A 22,656-nucleotide genomic window follows, 5' to 3' on the forward strand; every position below is an offset into this window, starting at 1 on the left:
CATCGGTCAGGCAAATGCAACTGCAAACGAATCATGCGTGCGGCGCATGTACGGCGGCGAACCACGCGTCGACCGCGGCCGTCACGGCGTCGAGCGTGCCCGGCGCGACGTGCAGGCCGAGCTTGGAGCGGCGCCACAGCACGTCCTGCGCGCAGGTCGCCCATTCGGCGTCGCGCAGGTAGCGCAGTTCGGCATCGTGGATGCCCGGCGCGATCTCGGCGCCGAGGTCGGCGAGCGACGTCGCGCCGTCGACCACGCGTTCCGCGCGCGTGCCGTACGCGCGCGCGTAGCGGCGTGCGAGTGCGGCGGGCAGCCACGGATGGCGCTTCGCGAACTGCGCGGCGAACGCGTCGAACTTCGCATCGGCGATGTCGCCGCCCGGCAGCGCGACGCCGGCCGTCCAGGTCTTCGCGTCGCGGCCGAGCGCGCGGCACAGCATGTCGCCGGCTTCTTCCGCGAGCTTGCGGAACGTCGTGATCTTGCCGCCGAACACGGACAGCAGCGGGGCGCCCGCGCCGTCGTCCAGCTCGAGACGGTAGTCGCGCGTGACGGCCGATGCGTTCGCGGCGTTCTCGTCTTCCAGCAGCGGGCGCACGCCCGAGTAGGTCCAGTGCACGTCGGCCGGCGAGATCTTGCGCTTGAAGTAGCGGTTGATCGAGTCGCACAGGTACTGCGTCTCGTCGCGATCGATCGCGACCTTCGCGGGATCGTTCGTGTATTCGACGTCGGTCGTGCCGATCAGCGTGAAGTCGTGCTCGTACGGAATCGCGAAGATGATCCGCTTGTCCGGGTTCTGGAAGATGTACGCGTGGTCGTGATCGAACAGGCGGCGCGTGATGATGTGGCTGCCCTTCACGAGCCGCACGCTGTGGTGCGCGCCGCGGCCGAGCGCGCCGTGCAGCACTTCGCCGACCCACGGGCCGGCCGCGTTCGCGATCGCGCGCGCATGCACGACGCGGATCGACCCGTCGGCGTGCTGCAGCCGCGCTTCCCATTCGTCGCCGCGGCGTTCGGCGGACACCAGCTTCGTGCGCGTCAGGATCTCGGCGCCGCGCTCCTTCGCATCCATCGCGTTCAGCACGACGAGGCGCGCGTCGTCGACCCAGCCGTCCGAATAGACGAAGCCGCGCTTGATCGAATCGATCAGCGGTGCGCCCGCCGCATGGCGGCGCATGTCGATGCCGCGCGAGCCGGGCAGCAGTTCGCGTTTCGCGAGGTGATCGTAAAGGAACAGGCCGATGCGGATCAGCCAGGCCGGACGCAGGTTCGGCATGTGCGGCATCACGAAGCGCAGCGGCCACATGATGTGCGGCGCCGCGCGCAGCAGCGTCTCGCGCTCCTGCAGCGCCTTGCGCACGAGCCCGAACTCGTTGTACTCGAGGTAGCGCAGGCCGCCGTGAATCAGCTTCGTGCTGGACGACGACGTGTGCGACGCGAGATCGTCCTGCTCGCAGAGCATGACCGACAGGCCGCGGCCGGCCGCATCGCGCGCGATGCCAGCGCCATTGATGCCGCCGCCGACGACGAGCAGATCGTAGCGATTCGGTTGGGTCACCTGCTGTCCTTATCGTCTGAGGGAAATGGGTGAACAGAAAATGTTCGAATTCGAAATTTAACGAACGAAATCGAAAAAGTAAAGTTCGAAAAAGCGGGGCCAGTAGCGCGCGACACGATCCCGGACGATACTGGCGGAATCGACCGTTTCGCGAGGTGAATCATGCGTATTGGGATGTGGGCCGGCGTGTGCGCCGTGCTTCTGGCGGGGTGCGGCGCCGGCATGCCGCCGCTCGTCGGCAACTGGCGAACGCCGTCGTTCGTCGACCTGCAGACGTCGTGCGGCGGCACGGCGCGCGACTGGGGCGCGGACGCGCAGCCGGTCTACGCGACGCTGTACGACGCGTATGTGGCGAAACGGTATCGCGGGCTGACCGAAGCGAACTATTGTGCGTTCGTAAACGAACTTTCGACGCACTATGCGGCGCCTGATGCGGCGGCGCGGGCCGGCTGGATCGCGTATTTCAACGGCGCGCGTGCGCAGGCCATCAGCTGGCGGGCGGCGGTCGATCCGACGTTGCGCGGCGGCTGAAGCAGGCCGCGGCGCGCTGGCGGCGGGTGCGGGAACGGCCGCGCGGCCCGGAATCCGGGCCGCGCGGTCAGGTCAGGAACGGTGTGGTTTTACGAATATCGGTATTTGATGGATCGCAGCGCGGCGTCGCCGGTTTCGGTCACGCAGTATTTGCGCCCCGATCCGAGTGCTTCCAGGCGAACGAGCTGCTGTTCGAGCAGTGCGTCGATCTCGTCCCGATCCATGTTGGTTTGATCGGGGGCGTCTTTCACAAGCAATAGCGTGGCGAATTCATGCGGACTCAGCATCGTTCTCTCCATGGCGACCAGTCAGCCCGCGCGGCCGGCGTAAAAACCGACGCGCGATACCCATCGGGATATGGCTTGGGGGGAAAGCTGTATTCGCCGGCCATGTCATTCGTCCGCGCCCTGGCACAGGCGGAACGGTCGAACGGGCCGGGGAACTGGAGTCTAGTCGAGCGCGCGGGCAACGACAAATCGTGCCCCGTTAATTTTCCCTTTGACAGCCGGGCCGCGCGCAAGCGGTTTGCTTGCGACGCCAACTTCTTGATTTCACTTGAAGTTTCGGGTGCGGTGCAGCATCGGTGCGGTCATTCCGCGACGTACACCTGGGTGCCGGCGGCCGCCACCGTATCGGCCATCTCGGGGGGCAGCGGCTTGTCGGTGAAGAGCGCGTGCACCTGGCTCAGATGGCCCTGGCGCACCAGCGCGGGGCGGCCGACCTTCGAATGGTCGGCCACGAGGTAGACCGTGCGCGCATGCTGCATGATCGCCTCGGCCACGCGCACCTCGCGCGTGTCGAAGTCGCGCAGCGTGCCGTCGGCCTCGATCGCCGACGTGCCGATGATCGCGTAGTCGACCTTGAACTGGCGGATGAAGTCGATCGCGAGTTCGCCGACGATCCCCTTGTCCCACGGCCGCACGATGCCGCCCGTGATCAGCACCTCGCAGTCGGGGTAGCCGCTCATCATCGACGCAACGTTCAGGTTGTTCGTGATCACGTGCAGCCCATGGTGGCGGTTCAGCGCGCGCGCAACTTCCTCGGTCGTGGTGCCGAGGTTGATGAACAGCGATGCCTGGTCGGGTATGTGCGACGCGGCGAGCGCCGCGATGCGCCGCTTCTCGTCGTGGAACATCCGCTGGCGCGCGGTGTACGACACGTTCTCCGAGCTGGTCGGCAGGCTCGCGCCGCCGTGGTAGCGGCGCAGCAGGTTCAGGTCGGCGAGCCAGTTCACGTCGCGGCGGATCGTCTGCGGCGTGACCGCGAAGTGCGCGGCGAGATCGTCGACGGTCACGAAGCCGTCACGCTGCACCCATTCGAGCAGTTCCTGCTGGCGCGCGTTGAGGGTGAGGCGGGGATCTCGGGTCATGGCTCGGCGGTCATCGTGAGGCGGAGCGGGTATTGTAAGGGCGGGAAGCGCGTTCGACCGGCCTCCGGCATATCACTGTGCGGAATTCATGCGTAAAGCACATGTATTCATGTGACAAATGAATTTGTGCGATCGCGCGGATCGCGCTGCAATGGCGGACTGTCCGCGCGCACCGGTCGTGCGTCCGGCGCGTTCATTCAGCTTTCGACGAGGTGCAACCGATGACTGGCTTCAACTGGCACAACCCGTATCCGACGACCCGCATTCCGGTGTTCGCGCGCAACGTCGTGTCGACGTCGCACCCGCTCGCGGCGCAGGCCGGTCTGCGAATGCTGTGGAAGGGCGGCAATGCCGTGGATGCGGCGCTGGCCGCGGCGGCCGCGATCACGGTGGTCGAGCCCGTGTCGTGCGGGCTCGGAGGCGATGCGTTCGCGCTCGTGTGGGACGGCGAGCGGCTGTCGGGGTTGAATGCGTCGGGCGTCGCGCCGGCCGCGTGGAACCCCGAATACTTCCGCCAGCGCCACGGCGAGGACGCACGCGGCGTCGCGAACAAGCCGACGCGCGGCTGGGATACCGTCACGGTGCCGGGCGTGATCGCGGGCTGGGAAGCGCTGCACGCGAAGTTCGGTTCGCTGCCGTTCGCGGACCTGCTCGAGCCGGCGATCGAGATCGCCGAGCGCGGCTATTCGGTGTCGCCGATCGTCGCGCACAAGTGGGCGGCCGCGGTGCCCGAACTGCAGGCGCTGCCGGGCTTCGCCGATACCTTCATGCCGCGCGGGCGCGCGCCGCTCGTCGGCGAGCGCATGTGCCTGCCGGGCCACGCGCGGACGCTGCGCACCCTCGCGAAGGACGGTCCGCGCGCGTTCTACGAGGGCGCGCTCGCCGGGCAGATCGCGGCATTCGCGCGCGAAGGTGGCGGCGCGCTGACCGAAGCCGACCTGCGTGCGTACCGGCCGGAATGGGTCGAGCCGATCGGCAAGCGCTTCGGCCGCCACACGATTCACGAGATTCCGCCGAACGGGCAGGGCATCGCGGCGCTGATCGCGCTCGGGATCGCCGAACATGCGGGCGTGGCCGAATGGCCGGTCGATTCGGCCGACTCGCAGCACCTGCAGATCGAGGCGATGAAGCTCGCGTTCGCGGACGTTTATCGCTACGTCGCCGATCCGCGCGCGATGGACGTGACGCCCGCGCAGATGCTCGACGACGCGTATCTCGCGGAACGCGCGAAGCTGATCGATCGCGCGCGCGCGACGCACTTCGCTGCCGGCCGGCCGCATTCGGGCGGCACGATCTATCTGTCGGCGGCGGACGAGCGCGGGATGATGGTGAGCTTCATTCAGTCGAACTACATGGGTTTCGGTTCGGGGCTCGTCGTGCCGGGTACCGGCATTGCGTTGCAGAACCGCGGGCATGGCTTTTCGATGGACCCGGCGTCGCCGAACGTGGTCGCGGGCGGCAAGCGGCCGTTTCATACGATCATCCCGGCGTTCGTCACCGAGGAAGTCGATGGCCGCACCGAGGCGGCGATGAGTTTCGGCGTGATGGGCGGCGACATGCAGCCGCAAGGCCATCTGCAGACCGTCGTGCGGATGCTCGGCTACGGGCAGCAGCCGCAGGCCGCCTGCGACGCGCCGCGCTGGAAGGTCAATCGCGACTTCACGCTCGACGTCGAGTCGACGATGAATCGCGAGACGGTCGATGCGCTCGCCGCGCGCGGTCATACAATCAAGTCGATCGACGATCCTTACATGGATTTCGGCTCGGGGCAGTTCGTGTGGCGGCTCGATCGCGACGATCCCGAGCGCGGCTACGTGGCCGCGAGCGACAGCCGCCGCGACGGTCTCGCGGCCGGTTTCTGACGGAACGCTTCCGGTCTTGCGCTCGACGGGCGGCCGGATGGCCGCCCGTTTTGCTTGACGCAGCGCATCGCATCGAACGCGCGCACCCGGTTCGAACAACTCATCTAACGAACCGCAGCATGCGCGGCGGAACTGCGCCCGTCGGGTATGGTCAGTGCTTTGAAGCACGAACATAAAAGTCCGGCTAAGATGCCAGGATGGTTCGGCCGGACCAACTCACTAAAAATGCAAGCAAAACGTCGCCTGCGGGCGCGCCGGGCCTGTGCCGAAGATCGGGGCCGGCCGGCCGCGCGACGACTGGGAGCGCACCACCATGCCTACTGAAACGACGCATGTCATGCCGTGGCGTATCGAGGACATCGACCTGAACCGGATCGATCGTCAGCGCGCCGCCGCGAATGAGGATCTGCTGCTGTTGCTGTGCGCGTCGTCGTTCATCGAAAGCGGCTCGGATCTCTACACGAGCAACCTGAGCGAGTTCTTCAACGACGATCCGGAAGTGTCCGCGTGGCTCAACGATGCGTGGGAGCACGAGGAACTGCAGCACGGGCGCGCGCTGAAGGCGTACATCGCGCACGTGTGGCCCGAGTTCGACTGGGATACCGCTTTCGCGAATTTCTTCGCCGAGTATTCGAAGACCTGCTCGGTCGACGCGTTCGAGAAGACCCGTGCGCTCGAGATGGTCGCGCGCTGCGTTGTCGAGACGGGCACGGCCACGCTCTATCGCGCGATCAACGAATGCTCGGACGAGCCGGTGCTGAAGGAAATCACCGACAACATCCGCACGGACGAAGTGCGTCACTACAAGCACTTCTTCAAGTTCTTCAAGAAGTACAACAAGCTCGAAGGCAACGGCCGGCTCGCGGTGCTCGGCGCGCTGATGCGCCGTGTGATGGAAATCAAGAACGAGGATTCCGAGATCGCGCTGCGCCACGTATTCGCGATCCGCTACCCGGATCGTGTCGGCGACAATCAATACAACCGCGAGCGCGTTGCGCGCATCAGCTCGCTCGTGCGTCGCAACCTGTCGGCCGACATGTGCGTGAAGATGCTGCTCAAGCCGCTCGACCTGCCCGCGAGGATCCAGCCGAGTGTCCACTATCCGCTGACGAAGATCACGCGGCACGTGTTCATGCGCTGAGTGTCACCGCGCGGTCCGGCGGCGCGCGTATGCTTCGGCATCATCGTCTGCTTCTCACCGGGGCCGCCATCATGACCGATACCCATCGCCACGCGCTCGAACAATGGACGTTCGACGCGTGGCCGCCGGCCGTCGTTGCGCTGTTCGACGGCACCGCGCTCGAACGCCATGCCGACTTCGCCGCATCGCTGATCGTCGCGACCGACGATGGCCAGTTGCGCACGACGCTGCTCAGCGTCGGCGAGATTCATGCACGCGACGCGCGCACGCTGCTGCTTGCGCTATGGCCGCAATCGCGCGCGGCGCACGCGCTGGCGCAACGGCGCGCGGCCGCGTTGACGCTCGTCGCGGACGGCGCATTCTTTCAGGCACAACTGAGGATCGAGCCGCTCGAAGGAGACTTCGGCGGGCTGGCCGGGTTCGCCGCGACGATCGCGCATGGCGATGCGCAGCGGGTCGGCTATGCGCGTCTCGCGACGGGTATCACGTTCGCGCTGGAAGGGGAGGCGCGCGCCGAGGTGCTCGCGCGCTGGCAGCGCCAGGTCGAGCACCTGCGGCGCGCGGCCGCGCGGCTTCAGTGACCGCGCTGGCCGCTGCGCGACGAACGGTTGCGGTTCGCGTGCGCGGCATTGCCGGTCGCCGGACGCGCGCCGTTGCCGCCTGACGGGCGACCGCCGGCGCCGGCGTTGCCGCTCGCGCTGCCGGCCGTGCGCGGCTTGGCCGCCTTCGCGGCCTTCGGCTGCGCATTGCCTTCGCGCTTCGCGGCCGGCTGGCCGGAGCCGCCTGCACGCGGCTGGCGATTGCCGCCGCCACCACCACCGCCGCGCGGCTGCTGCTGTCCGCGGCGTTGCTGGATCGGCTCCGGCTTCACGTTCGGATCGGGTTCGAAGCCCGCGATCACCTCCTGCGGAATCTCGCGCTTGATCAGCCGCTCGATGTCGCGCAGCAGCTGCTTCTCGTCGACGCATACGAGCGACACGGCTTCGCCCGTCGCGCCCGCGCGGCCCGTGCGGCCGATCCGGTGCACGTAATCTTCCGGCACGTTCGGCAGGTCGAAGTTGACGACGTGCGGCAGCTGGTCGATGTCGATCCCGCGTGCGGCGATGTCGGTCGCGACCAGCACCTGCAGCGTGCTGTTCTTGAATTCCGCAAGCGCGCGCGTGCGGGCCGACTGGCTCTTGTTGCCGTGGATCGCCATCGCGCTGATGCCGTCCTTCGTCAGCTGTTCCGCGAGCCGGTTCGCACCATGCTTGGTGCGCGTGAACACGAGCACCTGGAACCAGTTGTGTTCGCGGATCAGGTGCGTGAGCAACTCGCGCTTGCGATCGCGGTCGACCGGGTGGATCTTCTGCGCGATGCTTTCGGCGGTGGTATTGCGGCGCGCGACCTCGATCAGTGCCGGCGAATCGAGCAGGCTGTCGGCGAGCGACTTGATCTCGTCGGAGAAGGTGGCCGAGAACAGCAGGTTCTGGCGTTGCGGCGGCAGCTTCGCGAGCACGCGCTTGATGTCGTGGATGAAGCCCATGTCGAGCATCCGGTCGGCTTCGTCGAGCACGAGGATGTCGAGATCCGACAGGTCGATCGTCTTCTGCTGCATGTGGTCGAGCAGACGGCCCGGCGTCGCGACGACGATGTCGACGCCGCGCTTGAGCGCATCGATCTGAGGATTGATGCTGACGCCGCCGAACATCACGGTCGAGCGCAGCTTCAGGTACTTGCTGTACGCGCGCACGCTTTCCTCGACCTGGGCGGCGAGTTCGCGCGTCGGTGTGAGGATCAGCGCACGCACCGCGCGCTTCGCGCCGCGATGCTCGGCGTAGAACGTGTGCAGGCGCTGCAGGATCGGCAGCGTGAAACCGGCGGTCTTGCCTGTGCCGGTCTGTGCGCCGGCGAGCAGGTCGCCGCCGCCGAGGACGGCCGGGATCGCCTGCTGCTGGATGGGAGTCGGCGACGTGTAGCCGAGCTCGTTGACTGCCCTGACGAGCGGTTCGGCCAGGCCGAGAGATTCGAAAGACATAGATACCACTCTTGAGTTTTATGATCGGCGACGCCTCGCGCGGCCCGCGCGGGGACTGGCGTCGCAAAAAGCAAAGGGGCGCGGCTGCGGTTTCCCGCAGCCGCGCCCCGTTTGCGTCACGCGTTATTTAGTCAAGCGGCGCGGAACGCAGGTCACTCACCTGTTGCGGCGAGATCGGCGTACCGTTGTTGCCCCAGGACATCCGGATATACGTTACAACGGCTGCGACTTCCTGGTTCGACAGCGACTGCGCGAACGGCGGCATGCCGTACGGACGCGGATTCTTGAACGTGCTCGGCGGATAGCCGCCATTCAGCACCATGCGGATCGGGTTGACTGCCGATTCCATCACGATCGAATGGTTGCCCGCGAGCGGCGGATACGCCGGCGGCTTGCCCGCACCGGTTTCGGCGTGGCAGGTCGCGCAGTTGTCCGCGTAGATCTTCTTGCCCTGGTCGAACAGCGCGTTGCCGAATTGCTTCGACGGCTCGTACTGCATGTTCTTCGGCGCTTCAGCCTTCTGCGGGATCGACTTCAGGTACGTCGACATCGCGCGCGTATCTTCGTCGCTCATGTACTGCAGGCTGTTGTGAACGACGTCGGCCATCGGGCCGAACACCGCGCCCTTGTTCGACACGCCGGCCTGCAGCAGGTCCGACAGCTCCTGCACGTGCCAGTCGCCGAGGCCGAGTTCCTTGTCGTTGGTCAGCGACGGCGCATACCAGTTCTGCAGCGGGATCAGACCGCCCGCGAAGGCCGCCGAGCTCACCGGGCCGCCCATCATGTTGATCGACGTGTGGCACATCGAGCAGTGGCCGAGGCCTTCGACGAGGTACGCGCCGCGGTTCCATTCGACCGACTTGGTCGGATCCGGCTTGTATTCGCCTTCCTTGAAGAACAGCGTGCGCCAGCCGATCAGCAGGTTGCGGTTGTTGAACGGGAACTTCAGTTCATGCGGACGGCTCGGCACCGAGACCGGCGGGACCGAGCGCAGGTACGCGTAGATCGCGTCCGAGTCGGCGCGCGTGACCTTCGTGTAGCTCGCGAACGGGAAGCCCGGGTAGAGCAGGCTGCCGTCCTTCGAACGGCCGGTGTGCATCGCGCGGTAGAAGTCGTCCGACGTCCACTTGCCGATACCGTCCTTGTCGTCCGGCGTGATGTTCGGCGTGTACATCGTGCCGAACGGCGTCGCCATCGGCAGGCCGCCCGCGAACGACTTGCCGCCGCGCACGGTGTGGCACGCGATACAGTCGCCGACGCGCGCGAGGTATTCGCCCTTCTTGATCAGCGCGGCCTGGTCGGCCGGCGTGGCCGCGACGGCAGCGTTGCCGTGCAGCGTGTCGTTGCCCGGCCACAGGGCCGGCACGAGGGCGGCAGCCGCGACGATCGCGACGGCCGAGAGTGCAAACAGGGACTTGCGTTTCATTGTGTCTGTCTCCCTTGCCTTATTGCGGTTCGCTGCCGCAGGCGAGCGGAGTCTTCATCGAACGCGCCGGGGCCGGCACGGGGTTGGCGGGCGCTGGTTGCGCGGCGAGCCATGCGGTCACGGCCGTCACGTCTTCGTCCGACAGCTTCGACGCGATTTCGTGCATGCAATCCGGTGCCTTCGCGTGGCGGTTGCCCGAGCGCCATGCGCCGAGCTGTGCGCTCAGGTAATCGGCGTGCAGGCCGACGAGGCCCGGGATCGCCGGCCGCATGCCGGTCAGGCCCGCGCCGTGGCAGGCCACGCAGGCCGGCAGCTTGCGCGACGGATCGCCTTGCGTGACGAGCTGTTTGCCGCGCGCGAGCGTGGCAGCCGGCAGCGTCGGCTTGGCCGGCGCCGGGTACGGCGGGCGCTCGGCCGAGAAGTGCTCGGCGATTTCTTTCAGGTAATCGTCGTTCAGGTACGTCAGCAGATAGTTCATCGGCGGGTACTTGCGCCGGCCATCACGGAAGTTGACGAGCTGGTTGTACAGGTACTCCGCCGGCTTGCCGGCAAGCCGCGGGAAATAGTCGTTGTCCGTACCCTGGCCGTGAACGCCATGGCATGCGGTACAGCCGCGCACACGCTCGGCCATGGTATCGGGTGCCTTGAGCGGCGCCTGCTGGGCGTGCGCTTGCTCCGTGGGCTTGGTCTGCGCTTGAGCAGCGCTCGTAAGGCCCGCGCCACCGATCAGGAGAACGGCAAGCAACGGACGGAAGAGGCGTCTTGAAGACACACGAGACTCCATGTTTATTCGTCGGGGACCTGTCCGGGCTACGATCGGCTCGGCGCATGGACGGCAGGACAGCCGGGCTGCTGCGACGCGGCATTCTATCATCGATGGGTAATGACGGCTATTTGGCAAAAGGACATCGGTTCCTGCCTGATTGCGACTTGCGACAATTTGACGCGCTTTGTGCGCGGGTTGTGTGAACCGGCGTGCGCTTTGACCATCGAAGACCTACACTCGCGGGTCGCGCGGCGCCGCCTTCGCCGCAGACCCAGTCATTTCTCCCGTTTCCGGATTCATCGATGACGTTCCCTACCATGCCGTTGCCGTCTTCCCGCTGTCGTTCCATTTGCCGCCGCACCGCAGGCCGGCCGTTCCCGGGAGGGCGTGCGCGATGAGGATCGACAGCTTGTGGATCGGGCAGGTCGCGTTGGCGGCATTGATGGACGCGACGTTCGCGATGGCCGTCGGCTCGGCGCTGCTCAAGGCGTGGCTCGGCAAGGACGGCGCGCGCCCGGTCGTCGCGCCGTCGCATCCCGCGTGGCTGCGCGCGCAACATTCGCTGGTCGCGGCGGCGCTGGCGCTCGTGCTCGCCGATCTCGGCTGGCTGGTGTACGAAGCCGCGTCGATGAGCGGCGCGGGGCTCGGCGGCGCGTTCGCCGCGATTCCCGTCATGCTCGCGCAGACGCACACGGGCTTCGCATGGAGCGTCGCGTTCGCCGGCGCCGTCGTGCTCGCGATCGTCGCGCTGGCGAAGCCGGAGGGCCCGGTCGCGCACGCGGTGCTGTGGTTCGCGGTGATCGTGGTCGCGGCAGGCAAGGCGTCGCTCGGCCATGCGGCCGATACCGGCCCGCTGTCCGCGGCGGTCGGCGTGCAGACGCTGCACCTGCTCGCCACCGCGGTGTGGGGCGGCCTCGTGCTCGCGGGTGGGCTCGCGGTGCTGCCGGTGCTCGGCTCGTCGGTCGCGCGCGGCGCGCTGATCCGGATCGGCCAGCAACTGTCGCGCACGTCGGCGATCGCGGTCGTGTTCGTGCTCGGCACGGGCGTGCTCAACGCGCTGCGCGGGCTCGGCGGCTCGCTCGCGCCGCTCGACGGCAGCACGTGGGGGCGCGTGCTGTTGCTCAAGCTGCTGCTCGTCGCGCTCGCGCTCGTGCTCGGCGGGTTGAACCGCTTCTCCGCGCTGCCGCGCCTGCGCCGTACCGCGTCGACCGAAGACGCGCACACGTTCCGCAACATCCTGCATCTCGAGGCGCTGACGATGGTCGGCGTATTCGTCGCGGCCGCCGTGCTGTCGTTCAGCGTGCCGGGGTTCGCGGCGCTCGGCTGACGGCCGGGGCGGCGCGGTGCCGGGCCGAATGCCCGCGCGTCGCCGTGCTTTAGATGCACAAACGGCCGCCTGTCGGGCGGCCGTCTCGAAGCCGTGCGCGGCATGCGCGCCGCGCAACGCACCTCATCTCACGCCCTCATCACCACTCGGCGACGCTGCCGTCCGCGTGACGCCACACCGGGTTGCGCCAGCGATGTCCCGTCTTCGCCATCTCGCGCACTTTCTCCTCATTGACGTCGATGCCGAGCCCCGGGCCCTGCGGGATCGCGACGAAGCCGTCTTCGTAGCGGAATACCTCGGGGTTGCGCAGGTAGTCGAGCAGGTCGTTGCCCTGGTTGTAGTGGATGCCGAGGCTCTGTTCCTGGATGAACGCGTTGTAGCTGACTGCATCGAGCTGCAGGCACGCGGCCAGCGCGATCGGGCCGAGCGGGCAGTGCAGCGCGAGCGCGACGTCGTAGCTTTCCGCGAGCGTCGCGATCTTGCGGCACTCGGTGATGCCACCCGCGTGCGAGGCATCGGGCTGGATGATGTCGACGTAGCCGCCCGCGAGGATGTGCTTGAAATCCCAGCGCGAGTAGAGCCGCTCGCCGAGCGCGATAGGCGTGTTGGTCTGGTTGACGATGTCGCGCAGCGCCTCGGCGTTTTCCGACAGCACCGGCTCCTCGATGAACATCAGCTTGTACGGATCGAGCTCCTTCGCCAGCACCTTCGCCATCGGCTTGTGCACGCGGCCGTGGAAGTCGACGCCGATCCCGACGTGCGGGCCGACCGCGTCGCGCACCGCCGCGACGTTCGCGATCACCTGCTCGACCTTGTCGTACGTGTCGACAATCTGCAACTCCTCGGAGCCGTTCATCTTCACGGCCTTGAAGCCGCGCTCGACCACCGCGCGCGCGTTGTTCGCGACGTCGCTCGGTCGGTCGCCGCCGATCCACGAATACACCTTGATGCGGTCGCGCACCTGGCCGCCGAGCAGCGCGTGCACGGGCACGCCGTGATGCTTGCCCTTGATGTCCCACAACGCCTGGTCGACACCCGCGATCGCGCTCATCGTGATCGGGCCGCCGCGGTAGAAGCCGGCGCGGTACATCACCTGCCAGTGATCCTCGATCAGCAGCGGATCCTTGCCGACCAGATAGTCGGCGAGTTCGTGCACGGCGGCTTCGACCGTGTGCGCGCGGCCCTCGACGACCGGTTCGCCCCAGCCGACGATCCCTTCGTCGGTTTCGATCTTGAGGAACAGCCAGCGCGGCGGGACGACGAAGGTTTCGAGGCGGGTGATTTTCATGTCGCGAGTCTCCAGGGTTGACCGGCGCGGACATGCGGATGCGGCGCCGGTCGAATGCGTGACGGTTATCCTAGCGTAGCCCGATAAAAAATAGTATTAATAGCACTATTGTGCAGATAGTGGGCTGCCGCCCGCGCACCTGGCCACCGGAGAACGATCATTCAACGCGACCTGCATGGACAGACGGCCTTCCGGCTGGCGACGGCGATCCTGCGCGGCGACTATCCGCCCGAGTCGCTGCTGCCGCGGGAGCCGGACCTGATGGAGATGTTCGGTGTAAGCCGTACGGTGATGCGCGAGGCGCTGCGCACGCTGACGTCGAAGGGGCTGGTCGAATCGCGGCCGAAGGTCGGCACGCGCGTGCGGCCGCGCCGCGCATGGAACCTGCTCGACGCCGACTTGCTCGACTGGTACGCGCGCGTCGCGCCGCCGCTCGCGTTCGCGCTGAAGCTGCAGGAGATGCGCGAGATGATCGAGCCGCACGCGGCCGCGCTGGCCGCGCGCGCGCACGGGCCGGGCGCCTTTGACGCGATCGAGGACGCGGTGCGCGCGATGGCCGCCGCCCGCAACATAGACGAATGGGTGCGCGCGGACCTGCGCTTTCACCTGAGCGTGCTGGAGGCCGGCGGCAACGAGCTGCTGGTGCCGCTCGGCGCACTGATCGATCGGACGCTCGAGGCACAGCTGCATCTGAACGCGCGCCGGGCGCATGTGTTCAACGCGTCGCTCGCGGAGCACGTGGCCGTCAGCGACGCGATTCGCGTGCGCGACGAGGACGGCGCGCGCCGCGCGATGGCGTCGCTGCTCGCGGTGACGCGCGCGCGGATCGAGATGTCTTGACGGGGAGGGCGGTGCGGGCCTTCAGTGGTTCGCGCAGCCGCCAGGTTTCAGCACGCGTTGCGTCGACGCCGGATATTTCGCGAGCAGGCTCGCCGGGCGGCGCGGCCGCACCACCAGATCGCCGCCGCAGTTCGGGCAGCAGCCCTTCAGCACGTCGTCCGCGCAGGTCGCGCAGAACGTGCATTCGAAGGTGCAAATGCGTGCGTCCGGCGAATCGGGCGGCAGGTCCTTGTCGCAGCATTCGCAGCCGGGGCGCAGTTCGAGCATGGCGGTTTTCCTCGTGGTCGGCGTGGGTGGGGCGGGCGCTGTCGCACAATGCGCGCGACGCGGTGCGCGCTACTGTACGCGCTTGAATCGGCCCCGCCAATGGTCTCCGGTCAGGACGTTGCCGACGCGCGCGCCGCCGTCAGGACGGCTCGACCGGCGCGGCCTGCGGCGCCGGGCCCGTCGTGCGCGTGCCGGCCGTGACAGGACGCTCGATCAGCGGCGCGAGCGCCGGCGCCATCGACTTCAGCAACTGCACGGCCATTGCGCTCGTGAAGTCGTAGCGTGCAGCGTACGGCTCGTGCGCGGTCGCCGTCAGCACACCGAAGAAGCGGTCGCCGAGCATGAACACGAACGTGCCGCTGCGATTGACCTTGCGCGACTCGATCAGCCGCGCGCCGCGCGCGTAGACGTTGAAGCGCTGATCGCCCGTCCCGGTCTTGCCGTACACCTGGAGCGTCTTGCCGTCGGGCAGCGTGAAGCCGCCCGCCAGACGCCGCGCGGTGCCGTTGAGCACGACGTCGCGCAGCAGCGTGCGCGCCACGTTGACGATCTCCGGTGACAGCATCGGCTGCGGCTGCGCGGCCGCGCGCACGAAGCGCGTTTCGTACGGCGTGCCCTTCGCGAAGTCGAGGCGCGTGATCGTCTCGGTCGGCGCTTTCTGGCCGCCGTTCGCGATCAGGCCGATCAGTTTCGCGAGCGCGTCGGGCTGGTCGCCCGATGCCCCGATCGCGGCCGCGTATGACGGCGTGACTTCCGCGAACGGGTAGCCGAGCGCACGCCACGCTTTCGTGATCTCCCCGTACGCGCGCAGCTCGACCATGTGGCGAATGCGCCGGTCCTGGGTCGCGTGGTAGCGCGTCTTGTACAGCCACGAGTACGTGTAGAAGCGCGCATCGCGGCTTTCGCGCTGAACTTCGCCGAGCGGCGCGTTCGGGTGCGCGCGCAGATAGTTGAGCGTCCACAGCGCGAGCGGGTGGACGCTCGCGATATAGCCGCGATCGTTGAGGTTGAACCGCTCGATCGCGTACTTCGCGTAGAGCGCGGCGAGATCGTCGTCCGAAAGCGTCGCGGCCGGCGTGCCCTTCAGATGCGCGCGCATCTGCGCGCTGAACCACGCGAGCGATTCGTTCGGCGCGACGCTGCGCAGCACCGTCGCGATCTTCGGCGGCGACTTGCGCACGTCCTGCAGCATCAGCGCGAGCGCGTCGTCGGGCGCCTTGCCCGCATAGCGCGTGTAGTAGCGCTTCACGTAGACCTTGCTTTCGGCGTCGACGAACTGCTCGAGGTAATGCTTGCGCTGCTCCGGATCGCCGAGCCACGACGACGACGGGCCGGCTGCCTGCAGCATCTCGTAATGGACGATGTCGCGCATCAGCCGCACGAACACGAGGTTGACCGAGTGTTCGAACGCAGCATGCAGCGTCAGGATGCGGCCGTTGTCCGACTTCTCGAAGTTCGAGAACACCTGCGCGCCGCCTCCCGTGTAGAACACGTCGGGGCTCGCCGAGTACTTGCGCTCGACCGCCGCGTCGAGCATCGCCTGCAGCGAGCGATCGCGCGTATGCGACAGGTAATCGAGCACCCAGCGCGACAGCCCGTCGATCGGGTCGGGCTTCACCTTCGCGAGTTGCGCGTTCGACAGGTCGCCGTAGCGCGCATGCAGGTCGGAGACGATCTGCAGGTAGGTGATCAGCGTGCGCAGCTTCGCGGTCGAGCCGAGGTTGATGCGGCCGCCGCGGTTCACGTCGAACGGCTGGTTCACGCTATCGGTCTGCACGCGCAGCATGTTCGCGCCGTTGCGGTGCTCGTACAGCGTGAAGCTGTACGTGAGGTGCGACGGGTCGTCCTTCGGGGCGAGCATCTCGAAGCCGTACAGGCCGGCGGCCTGCGCGCCGTCGCGGGTCGACGCCTGCGCGAGCCGTTCGGCGACCGCCTGCTGCACGCCGTTGTCGAGCGTGCTGGTTGCTTCGAGGTCGAGCTGGTCGAGCTGGTACAGGTCGCTGATCCCCAGTGCCGACAGCAGCGACGCGCGCGCGGACGAGATGGCCTTGCGCGACACGAACGACTGCACGTGCGCGGCGGCCGGCGGCGCGCTGCGCTCGATCTGCGCGGCGAGCGCCGCATCGCGCAGCGCGGGCGAGATCACGCCGCCGTTCGACAGGAGCCGCAGATAGCTGTCGGTCAGCTTCTGCAGCGCCGGATAGCCGCGATTCAGGAAGTACGATGGCGCGCGCTGCGCGATGATCAGCGACAGCACCTCGCGGAACGTCTTGCCCTGTTCGTCGACGTTGTCGCCGCTCGTCGGCGCGGACAGAATCCGGTTCACGTCGTTGAAATCGCGGCCGTACCACGCGGCGAGACCGTCGCCGATGCCGGTGATTTCACCGACGTGCGGCCGCGCGGCGAGCGGCACCGAGTTCAGGTAGCGCACCAGGATCGCGCGCCGCGCGAGCATCGTCTGCGGACCGTTCAGGTACGCGAGGACCGACGCGGACGCGATCTGTCGCAGCTTCTCCGGCGGCGTCGCAGTGCGGCCGTCGGGCGAATGGCGGAACTTCTCGATCTGCGTCGCGAGCGTGCTGCCGCCCGGACGCGCCTGGTGATGGTTGACGACATGCATCGCCTGGTCGGCGAGCGCGCGGCTGAAGCGTCCCCAGTCGATCGCCGGGTTGCGGTTCGGCTGGTTCGCGTCGAGCAGGTAGCGATCCTCGATGAACAGCAGCGAATCCGCGATCACGCGCGGCACCGTGTCGAAGTCGGCGTAGACGCGCTGCGGGAACACGGTCGCGAACAGCGGCGCGCCGGTCGAATCGAACAGCGTCAGCCCGGCCTGGTCTTTCTCTTCGTAAGGCAGGAACAGGCCGTGATCGGCGAGCGACAGCATGCGTTGCGAATCGCGCGCCTGCTTGCCGACGACGAAGCCGCGCGCGAGCAGGTGCTGCTGGAACGCGGGAATCATCGAGTAGCCGAGGCGCTGGTCGTACGGCCCGTTGGCGGGGAAGCGGATGTGGTCGCTTGCGCCGGCCTCGACGGTGTAGCCGACGTCTCGGGTGAGCTCGGACAGGTAGTGCGCCTGCAGGCGCGACGTCTCGATCTCGGTCATCACGAGTCGCGCGGTGATCGCGATCGCGATCACCAGCGCGGCCAGCAAGGACCACTTGATCCACGTCCAGACCGAGGCACTCCCGGTCACACGCGGCAGGATGCGATGATTCAGCGGCCGATTCATGGCGGCGTCTCCCTGAAGGCGCAGGCTCCGGCCGCACCTCATTAAGGATTAGTGTAGTCCTCCGCAGCGGGCTGCCAAGGGCGGTTCAATACCGAGATGCGTCGACGCAACGCACATGCCCGTGACATGCGGCATCGGCGTTGCGTTGCGGTGGCATGTGTCGCCGTGGAGTAACGTTTGCGCGCACCGCTGGCACGCCACGCGCGACGGCGGCAGGCCGCGCCGGCCGTTCACGCACCGGGTTTGTGCATTGCCGCCGTATCGATCGCAATTCGGGTCCGATCCTCTCCGTGGCCGGTGCGTGAAGACGGTACGGGTTTCCGCGATAGCCGGGTGCACCGGTTGCAGGTACGATCGCCGGATGTGCGGCGCGTGACCGCTCTCACCGGGGGGGCATGTCGATCCATCCCGTCGCGCTCGTTTGCACGACGATCCTGGGATTGCTGCTGTTCGGGCTCGGCCTGACCGTGTCCGTTACGCGCTTCCGGCACACCACCGGTTCCGGGTGTGCGTCCGACCCGACCGACGGGTTGCACAAGATCGTGCGCGCGCACGGCAACACGGCCGAATACGCGCCGTTTCTCGCGGTGCTGTTTCTCTATTTCGGCGCACACGACCCGTCGCGCGCGATCGTCTCGTTGATCGTCGCGGCAACCGCGTGCCGCTGTCTGCTCGTGATCGGACTGCTTGCGTGGCCGACGATGGGCAAGCCGAACCCCCTGCGTTTCATCGGCGCGCTCGGCACGTATCTGTGCGGCGCCGCGCTTTGCGTCGCGTTGTTCGTTTGAGCGCGTCGCTATCGCCATGGCCGCTTCGTGCGATCGTGCCGGCGCACGGCTTCGACGAAGCGGTGAATCCGGTAGTCGCACGCGATCGTGTTCGGCGCATTGCGCCGCGTGAGCACGCCGGCCGACAAGGCCGGGATCGACTCCTTCACGTCGATCGTGACCATCCGCTCGCGCATCCAGTCGATTTCCATGAAGTGCTTCGGCGCGCACGACACGGTGTCGGTGCATAGCGACAGTGCGAACGCCGCGCTGAACGACGTGCATTCGACGATCGGCTGCGCGGTGATATCCTCGCGAAACGCCCGCGACCGACGGGCGGATACCGACTGCCCGCGCGCGGCCCGACGCCGCGCTGCGCGGCGTTTCCGAGGGAGAGCCGAAGCATGAGCCGCAAATTCATCCTGAAGGGCGACACGACCGACCATGGCGGTGTCGTGCTCGACGGAATCGCCAATTCGTCGTTCGACGGCCGCGAACTCGCCTATCTCGGCGCGCCGGTGTTCTGCGCCGCGTGCAAGACCCAGGGCGTGATCGTGTCCGACGGCGGCGAGCGGACGATGACCGTGATGGGCAAGGTCGTCGCGCTCGAACACGACCTGTGCCAGTGCCTGTGCACGCCGCAGCCGAAGCTGATCCCGTCGCAGGGGACGGGCACCATCGCGGGCTGAGGCCCGCCGTCAGTCGCTGCCCTCGGTCTCGATCACGAGGATGCGCGCTTCGCCGAGCGGGTGTGCGACGTGTTCGGTGCCGATCGTCGCGTGAAATACGTCTCCCGTTTCGAGCACCGTCGCGTGCTCGATACCTGCTGAGCGGTAGCGCATCTCGACGCGGCCGTCGAGCACCGCGAAAACTTCCTCGCCGTCGTTCACATGCCAATGGTATGGCCGATCGGTCCAGTGCAGGCGGACCGTGATGCCGTTCAGGTTCGCGATGTCCAGCGCGCCCCACGGGCATTGCGCGGTGAATGTGGTGCTGCGGATGATGTTCATCGGTAGGGCCGGTCCGTCAATGCGCTACGGAGGTCGGGCAGGCTGCGTGGCCGTGCGGCTCGCCCACCCTTCGGTTTTCGTGTGCCCGTCTTCAGCGCGACATCGCGCGCAACGCCGCGTCGATCGTCTGCCTGCGCTTCTCCAGCCCTGCCGCCGAGCGCTCGGTCACGCGCTTCAGCACCGACGCCGGCGCGGTATCCGGCGAGCCCGCATCGAACGGCGCCGCGGGCGCGTATTCGAGCGCCAGCTGGATCGACTGCGCCTCTTCGTCGCCGACGAGTTCGGCGGCGATCGTCAACGCGAAGTCGATGCCGGCCGTCACGCCGCCGCCGGTGATCAGGTTGCCGTCGCGCACCACGCGCTCGCGCACGGGCACCGCCCCGAGCGGCGCGAGCAGCGAATGAAATGCCCAGTGCGTCGTCGCGCGGCGGCCGCGCAGCAGGCTGGCCACGCCGAGCAGCAGCGCACCCGTGCAGACCGACGTCACGTAGCGCGCGGCGGCCGCGCGCTGCTGCACGAACGCGATCGTTTCGGCATCGAGCAGCAGGTCGTTGATGCCGATCCCGCCGGGCACGCAGATCACGTCGAGCGGCGGGCAATCGTCGAACGTGCAGGTCGGCGCGAGCGCGAGGCCGCTGCTCGACGCGACGGTGTCGCGCGATTTCCAGACCAGATGGACTGTCACGTCGGGCAACGACGCGAACACGTCGTGCGGGCCGGTGAGATCGAGTTGCTGGACACCCGGAAACACGAGAAGGCCGATATGCAGGGTCATGCGAACGCTCCGAAGGGAAGGGGATGCGCCACGGTCGGCGCACGATGGACAGATCGATTCTAGGCGCGTAGTGTTTGGCGAAATTGCCATATCGCCCACGTTTTCAGCCAATCGCCATGCCTGCCGCTCCGCGCTCGATCCTCGTCCTCGCGTTCCCCCGAGCGCAGTTGCTCGATGTGTCCGGGCCGCTGCAGGTGTTCGCATCCGTCAACGAACTCGCGCAGGAGCGCGGGCGGCCCGCACCGTACGCGCCACGTGTCGTCGCCGCGGAGGCGGGGCCGGTCGAGACGTCTTCCGGCCTCGTGGTGATGGCCGACTCGCTGCGCTCGGCCGGGCGGCCCGATACGCTGATCGTGGCCGGCGGCAAGGGCGTGCACGCCGCTTCGCAGGATGCGCGGATGGTGCGGTGGGTCCGGCAGCAGGCGCAGCGCGCGCGACGCGTGGCATCGGTCTGCACCGGCGCGTTCCTGCTCGCCGAGGCCGGCCTGCTCGACGGGCGGCGCGCGGTCACGCACTGGGCGCGCTGCGACGAATTCTCGGCGCGCTATCCGAACGTGCGTGTCGAGCCCGATCCGATCTTCATCCGCGAAGGCGCGCTGTGGACGTCGGCCGGCGTGACGGCCGGCATCGATCTCGCGCTCGCGCTGGTCGAGGAGGATCTCGGGCGGGCGGTCGCGCTCGACGCCGCGCGCGAGCTCGTCGTGTTCCTGAAGCGGCCGGGCGGACAGGCGCAGTTCAGCACGATGTTATCGATGCAGCGTACCGACGACCGCTTCGGTGAACTCCATGCATGGATCGCCGAGCACCTGACGGCCGACCTGTCGGTGCCGGCGCTCGCCGGGCGCGTCAGCATGAGCGAGCGCAGCTTCGTGCGTCACTATCGTGCGGAAACCGGCCGCACGCCCGCGCGCGCGGTCGAGCAGATTCGCGTCGAGGCCGCGCAGCGTTTGCTCGGCGAAACCGCGTGGCCCGTCAAGCGGATCGCCACTCGGTGCGGATTCGGCTCGGAAGAGACGCTGCGGCGCAGTTTCGTGCGCGTGCTCGGCGTGTCGCCGCAGGGCTATCGCGAGCGGTTCGTGCGGTAACGTGCCGGCGAACGGCGAACGGCGAACGGCGAACGGCGAACGGCGAACGCGCCGCGCATGGCGACCGGGGACCGAGCCGCCACGTCTGGAACTGCACGAATCCGTATCACTTTCCAGTCCGAAGCGCTGTAACTATTCGGAGGCGGCAAACAATAGACGGGGGCTTGTGCCGCGCGGGTTGCGCGCTCTATTCTGTTCCGTTGGTGATTCGAAGGGGGCGCAGCATGGACCGCATTCAGGCAATGGAAGTTTTCACCCGCGTGGTCGACGCGAACAGCTTCACGCGCGCGGCCGACACGCTCGCGATGCCGCGCGCGTCGGTGACGACCATCATCCAGAATCTCGAAGCGCTGCTCGGTGTGCGTCTGATGCACCGGACGACGCGCCGGCTGTCGCTGACGCCGGAGGGCGCCGCGTATTACGAGCATTGCATGAAGATCATCTCGGAGATCGCGGAAGCCGACGCGAGTTTCCAGACCGGCAACCGCAAGCCGAGCGGCGTGCTGCGCGTCCACATGCCGAGTTCGCTCGGGCGGCGCGTCGTGTTGCCGGCGCTGTCGGTCTTCCGGCAGCGTTATCCGGACATCACGCTCGACCTAGGCTTGTCGGACCGCTACGTGGATCCGGTCGAGGAGGGCATCGACTGCATGATCCGGGTCGGGCCGCTCGAGGATTCGTCGATGGTCGCGCGGCGGATCGGGATGCTCAAGCGCGTGACCTGCGCGTCGCCCGACTATCTGGCGCGTCGCGGCGAGCCTCAGGAGATCGCCGACCTGGCCGACCATCATGCGGTGAATTTCCGCGCGAGCCACGGTGCACGGGCGATTCCGTGGGTGTTCATGATCGAGGGCAAGCCGGTCGAGGTGCGGATGAACGGCAGCGTCACCGTCAACGATTCGGATGCGTACGTGACGTGCGGGCTCGAAGGGTTCGGGATGATCCAGCCGACGCTGTTCATGGTGCTGCCGCACCTGCGCGACGGCTCGCTGGTCGAGGTGCTGCCCGACTGCAATCCGAAGCCCAAGCCGATCTCGATCGTGTATCCGCACAACCGGCATCTGTCGCAGAAGGTGCGCGTGTTCGCGGACTGGATCGCGGAGCTGTTCGAGTCGACGCCGGCGCTGGAGGGCGGGGAGAACTGGCGGGGGCGGGTGGGGGCGGAGGCGATGGAGGAGCGCGGGTCGGTGGTGGCGTAACGAGTGGAACGCGCGCGCCTGACGGACAGGCGACGCGCGAATCCGCGTACGCCCGGATGATGCAATGAAAAAAGCCGCTGATCCTTTCGGAACAGCGGCTTTTCGCATTTGGTGGCGAATCAGGGACTCGAACCCCGGACCTGCGGATTATGATTCCGTCGCTCTAACCGACTGAGCTAATTCGCCGAAGACTTGAATTATGTAG

General features: G+C 67.6%; 22 protein-coding genes and 1 tRNA gene. 10 read left to right on the forward strand and 13 right to left on the reverse strand.

Annotated features, from left to right (window positions below):
- Nucleotides 1-31: 31 nt before the first annotated feature.
- The gene (gene glpD / locus WS66_RS15625; RefSeq protein ID WP_059607596.1) at nucleotides 32-1,555 is read right to left on the reverse strand and encodes a glycerol-3-phosphate dehydrogenase; all 1,524 of its coding nucleotides are present in this window, start codon (nucleotides 1,553-1,555) and stop codon (nucleotides 32-34) included.
- A 162-nt stretch (nucleotides 1,556-1,717) separates the two neighbouring features.
- Between glpD and WS66_RS15630 the strand changes: the two genes are divergently transcribed.
- The gene (locus WS66_RS15630; RefSeq protein ID WP_059607595.1) at nucleotides 1,718-2,086 is read left to right on the forward strand and encodes a hypothetical protein; all 369 of its coding nucleotides are present in this window, start codon (nucleotides 1,718-1,720) and stop codon (nucleotides 2,084-2,086) included.
- A gap of 89 nt (nucleotides 2,087-2,175) precedes the next feature.
- Here WS66_RS15630 and WS66_RS15635 read toward each other — a convergent pair whose 3' ends face one another.
- Both WS66_RS15635 and WS66_RS15645 read right to left on the reverse strand, forming a co-directional pair.
- Nucleotides 2,176-2,373 (reverse strand): hypothetical protein, encoded by a 198-nt coding sequence (locus tag WS66_RS15635; protein ID WP_059607743.1) that lies wholly within the window; start codon nucleotides 2,371-2,373, stop codon nucleotides 2,176-2,178.
- A gap of 302 nt (nucleotides 2,374-2,675) precedes the next feature.
- Nucleotides 2,676-3,455, reverse strand: a complete 780-nt coding sequence (locus WS66_RS15645; RefSeq protein WP_040141834.1) for a DeoR/GlpR family DNA-binding transcription regulator — start codon at nucleotides 3,453-3,455, stop codon at nucleotides 2,676-2,678.
- A gap of 221 nt (nucleotides 3,456-3,676) precedes the next feature.
- On the opposite strand from WS66_RS15645, the gene WS66_RS15650 reads away from it, so the two are divergent.
- From WS66_RS15650 to WS66_RS15660, 3 genes are all read left to right on the forward strand, one after another.
- Nucleotides 3,677-5,317 carry a gamma-glutamyltransferase family protein gene (locus WS66_RS15650; RefSeq protein WP_059607593.1) on the forward strand — a complete coding sequence of 547 codons (1,641 nt, stop codon included), beginning with the start codon at nucleotides 3,677-3,679 and terminating at the stop codon, nucleotides 5,315-5,317.
- A 313-nt stretch (nucleotides 5,318-5,630) separates the two neighbouring features.
- Nucleotides 5,631-6,458: a ferritin-like domain-containing protein gene (locus WS66_RS15655; RefSeq protein WP_059607742.1), complete on the forward strand. Its 828-nt coding sequence runs from the start codon at nucleotides 5,631-5,633 to the stop codon at nucleotides 6,456-6,458.
- A 71-nt stretch (nucleotides 6,459-6,529) separates the two neighbouring features.
- Complete coding sequence (locus tag WS66_RS15660) at nucleotides 6,530-7,039, forward strand: hypothetical protein (RefSeq protein WP_059607591.1); 510 nt, start codon at nucleotides 6,530-6,532, stop codon at nucleotides 7,037-7,039.
- Here WS66_RS15660 and WS66_RS15665 read toward each other — a convergent pair.
- The 3 genes from WS66_RS15665 to WS66_RS15675 form a co-directional block, all read right to left on the reverse strand.
- The gene (locus WS66_RS15665) at nucleotides 7,033-8,475 is read right to left on the reverse strand and encodes a DEAD/DEAH box helicase (protein ID WP_059607589.1); all 1,443 of its coding nucleotides are present in this window, start codon (nucleotides 8,473-8,475) and stop codon (nucleotides 7,033-7,035) included. The genes WS66_RS15660 and WS66_RS15665 overlap by 7 nt on opposite strands.
- Before the next feature lie 127 nt (nucleotides 8,476-8,602).
- Nucleotides 8,603-9,901, reverse strand: a complete 1,299-nt coding sequence (locus WS66_RS15670) for a c-type cytochrome (RefSeq protein WP_059607587.1) — start codon at nucleotides 9,899-9,901, stop codon at nucleotides 8,603-8,605.
- A 19-nt stretch (nucleotides 9,902-9,920) separates the two neighbouring features.
- The gene (locus WS66_RS15675) at nucleotides 9,921-10,685 is read right to left on the reverse strand and encodes a c-type cytochrome (protein WP_059607585.1); all 765 of its coding nucleotides are present in this window, start codon (nucleotides 10,683-10,685) and stop codon (nucleotides 9,921-9,923) included.
- Between the two features lie 376 nt (nucleotides 10,686-11,061).
- Here WS66_RS15675 and WS66_RS15680 point away from each other — a divergent pair, with 376 nt between their 5' ends.
- On the forward strand, nucleotides 11,062-11,994 hold the full coding sequence (locus WS66_RS15680; protein ID WP_059607583.1) for a CopD family protein: 933 nt from the start codon (nucleotides 11,062-11,064) through the stop codon (nucleotides 11,992-11,994).
- 139 nt (nucleotides 11,995-12,133) lie between these two features.
- Here WS66_RS15680 and dgoD read toward each other — a convergent pair whose 3' ends face one another.
- Nucleotides 12,134-13,282 carry a galactonate dehydratase gene (dgoD, locus tag WS66_RS15685; protein ID WP_040144789.1) on the reverse strand — a complete coding sequence of 383 codons (1,149 nt, stop codon included), beginning with the start codon at nucleotides 13,280-13,282 and terminating at the stop codon, nucleotides 12,134-12,136.
- 156 nt (nucleotides 13,283-13,438) lie between these two features.
- Between dgoD and WS66_RS15690 the strand changes: the two genes are divergently transcribed.
- Nucleotides 13,439-14,122, forward strand: coding sequence for a FadR/GntR family transcriptional regulator (locus WS66_RS15690; protein WP_059607581.1), 684 nt, complete (start codon nucleotides 13,439-13,441; stop codon nucleotides 14,120-14,122).
- 21 nt (nucleotides 14,123-14,143) lie between these two features.
- Here WS66_RS15690 and WS66_RS15695 read toward each other — a convergent pair whose 3' ends face one another.
- Together WS66_RS15695 and WS66_RS15700 are read right to left on the reverse strand one after the other, a co-directional pair.
- Entirely contained in the window at nucleotides 14,144-14,389 is a 246-nt protein-coding gene (locus WS66_RS15695) for a DUF1272 domain-containing protein (RefSeq protein ID WP_059607579.1), read from the reverse strand.
- Nucleotides 14,390-14,528: 139 nt separating this feature from the next.
- The gene (locus WS66_RS15700; RefSeq protein WP_059607577.1) at nucleotides 14,529-17,618 is read right to left on the reverse strand and encodes a biosynthetic peptidoglycan transglycosylase; all 3,090 of its coding nucleotides are present in this window, start codon (nucleotides 17,616-17,618) and stop codon (nucleotides 14,529-14,531) included.
- A 395-nt stretch (nucleotides 17,619-18,013) separates the two neighbouring features.
- On the opposite strand from WS66_RS15700, the gene WS66_RS15705 reads away from it, so the two are divergent.
- Entirely contained in the window at nucleotides 18,014-18,406 is a 393-nt protein-coding gene (locus WS66_RS15705) for an MAPEG family protein (protein WP_059607575.1), read from the forward strand.
- 8 nt (nucleotides 18,407-18,414) lie between these two features.
- On the opposite strand, the gene WS66_RS15710 is transcribed toward WS66_RS15705, so the two are convergent.
- Entirely contained in the window at nucleotides 18,415-18,597 is a 183-nt protein-coding gene (locus WS66_RS15710) for a hypothetical protein (RefSeq protein ID WP_059607573.1), read from the reverse strand.
- A 192-nt stretch (nucleotides 18,598-18,789) separates the two neighbouring features.
- On the opposite strand from WS66_RS15710, the gene WS66_RS15715 reads away from it, so the two are divergent.
- Nucleotides 18,790-19,074 (forward strand): PAAR domain-containing protein, encoded by a 285-nt coding sequence (locus WS66_RS15715; RefSeq protein WP_059607570.1) that lies wholly within the window; start codon nucleotides 18,790-18,792, stop codon nucleotides 19,072-19,074.
- Nucleotides 19,075-19,083: 9 nt separating this feature from the next.
- On the opposite strand, the gene WS66_RS15720 is transcribed toward WS66_RS15715, so the two are convergent.
- Both WS66_RS15720 and WS66_RS15725 read right to left on the reverse strand, forming a co-directional pair.
- Complete coding sequence (locus WS66_RS15720) at nucleotides 19,084-19,395, reverse strand: cupin (RefSeq protein ID WP_059607568.1); 312 nt, start codon at nucleotides 19,393-19,395, stop codon at nucleotides 19,084-19,086.
- A gap of 91 nt (nucleotides 19,396-19,486) precedes the next feature.
- Nucleotides 19,487-20,170, reverse strand: a complete 684-nt coding sequence (locus WS66_RS15725) for a DJ-1/PfpI family protein (protein ID WP_059607566.1) — start codon at nucleotides 20,168-20,170, stop codon at nucleotides 19,487-19,489.
- A 116-nt stretch (nucleotides 20,171-20,286) separates the two neighbouring features.
- On the opposite strand from WS66_RS15725, the gene WS66_RS15730 reads away from it, so the two are divergent.
- Together WS66_RS15730 and WS66_RS15735 are read left to right on the forward strand one after the other, a co-directional pair.
- Entirely contained in the window at nucleotides 20,287-21,255 is a 969-nt protein-coding gene (locus WS66_RS15730; protein ID WP_059607563.1) for a GlxA family transcriptional regulator, read from the forward strand.
- Nucleotides 21,256-21,479: 224 nt separating this feature from the next.
- On the forward strand, nucleotides 21,480-22,451 hold the full coding sequence (locus tag WS66_RS15735) for a LysR family transcriptional regulator (protein ID WP_059607561.1): 972 nt from the start codon (nucleotides 21,480-21,482) through the stop codon (nucleotides 22,449-22,451).
- Nucleotides 22,452-22,560: 109 nt separating this feature from the next.
- Here WS66_RS15735 and WS66_RS15740 read toward each other — a convergent pair.
- Nucleotides 22,561-22,637 (reverse strand) — tRNA-Met (locus WS66_RS15740).
- Nucleotides 22,638-22,656: the final 19 nt, after the last annotated feature.

It is taken from the genome of Burkholderia sp. LA-2-3-30-S1-D2 (assembly GCF_001523915.2).
GTDB lineage: Bacteria > Pseudomonadota > Gammaproteobacteria > Burkholderiales > Burkholderiaceae > Burkholderia > Burkholderia diffusa.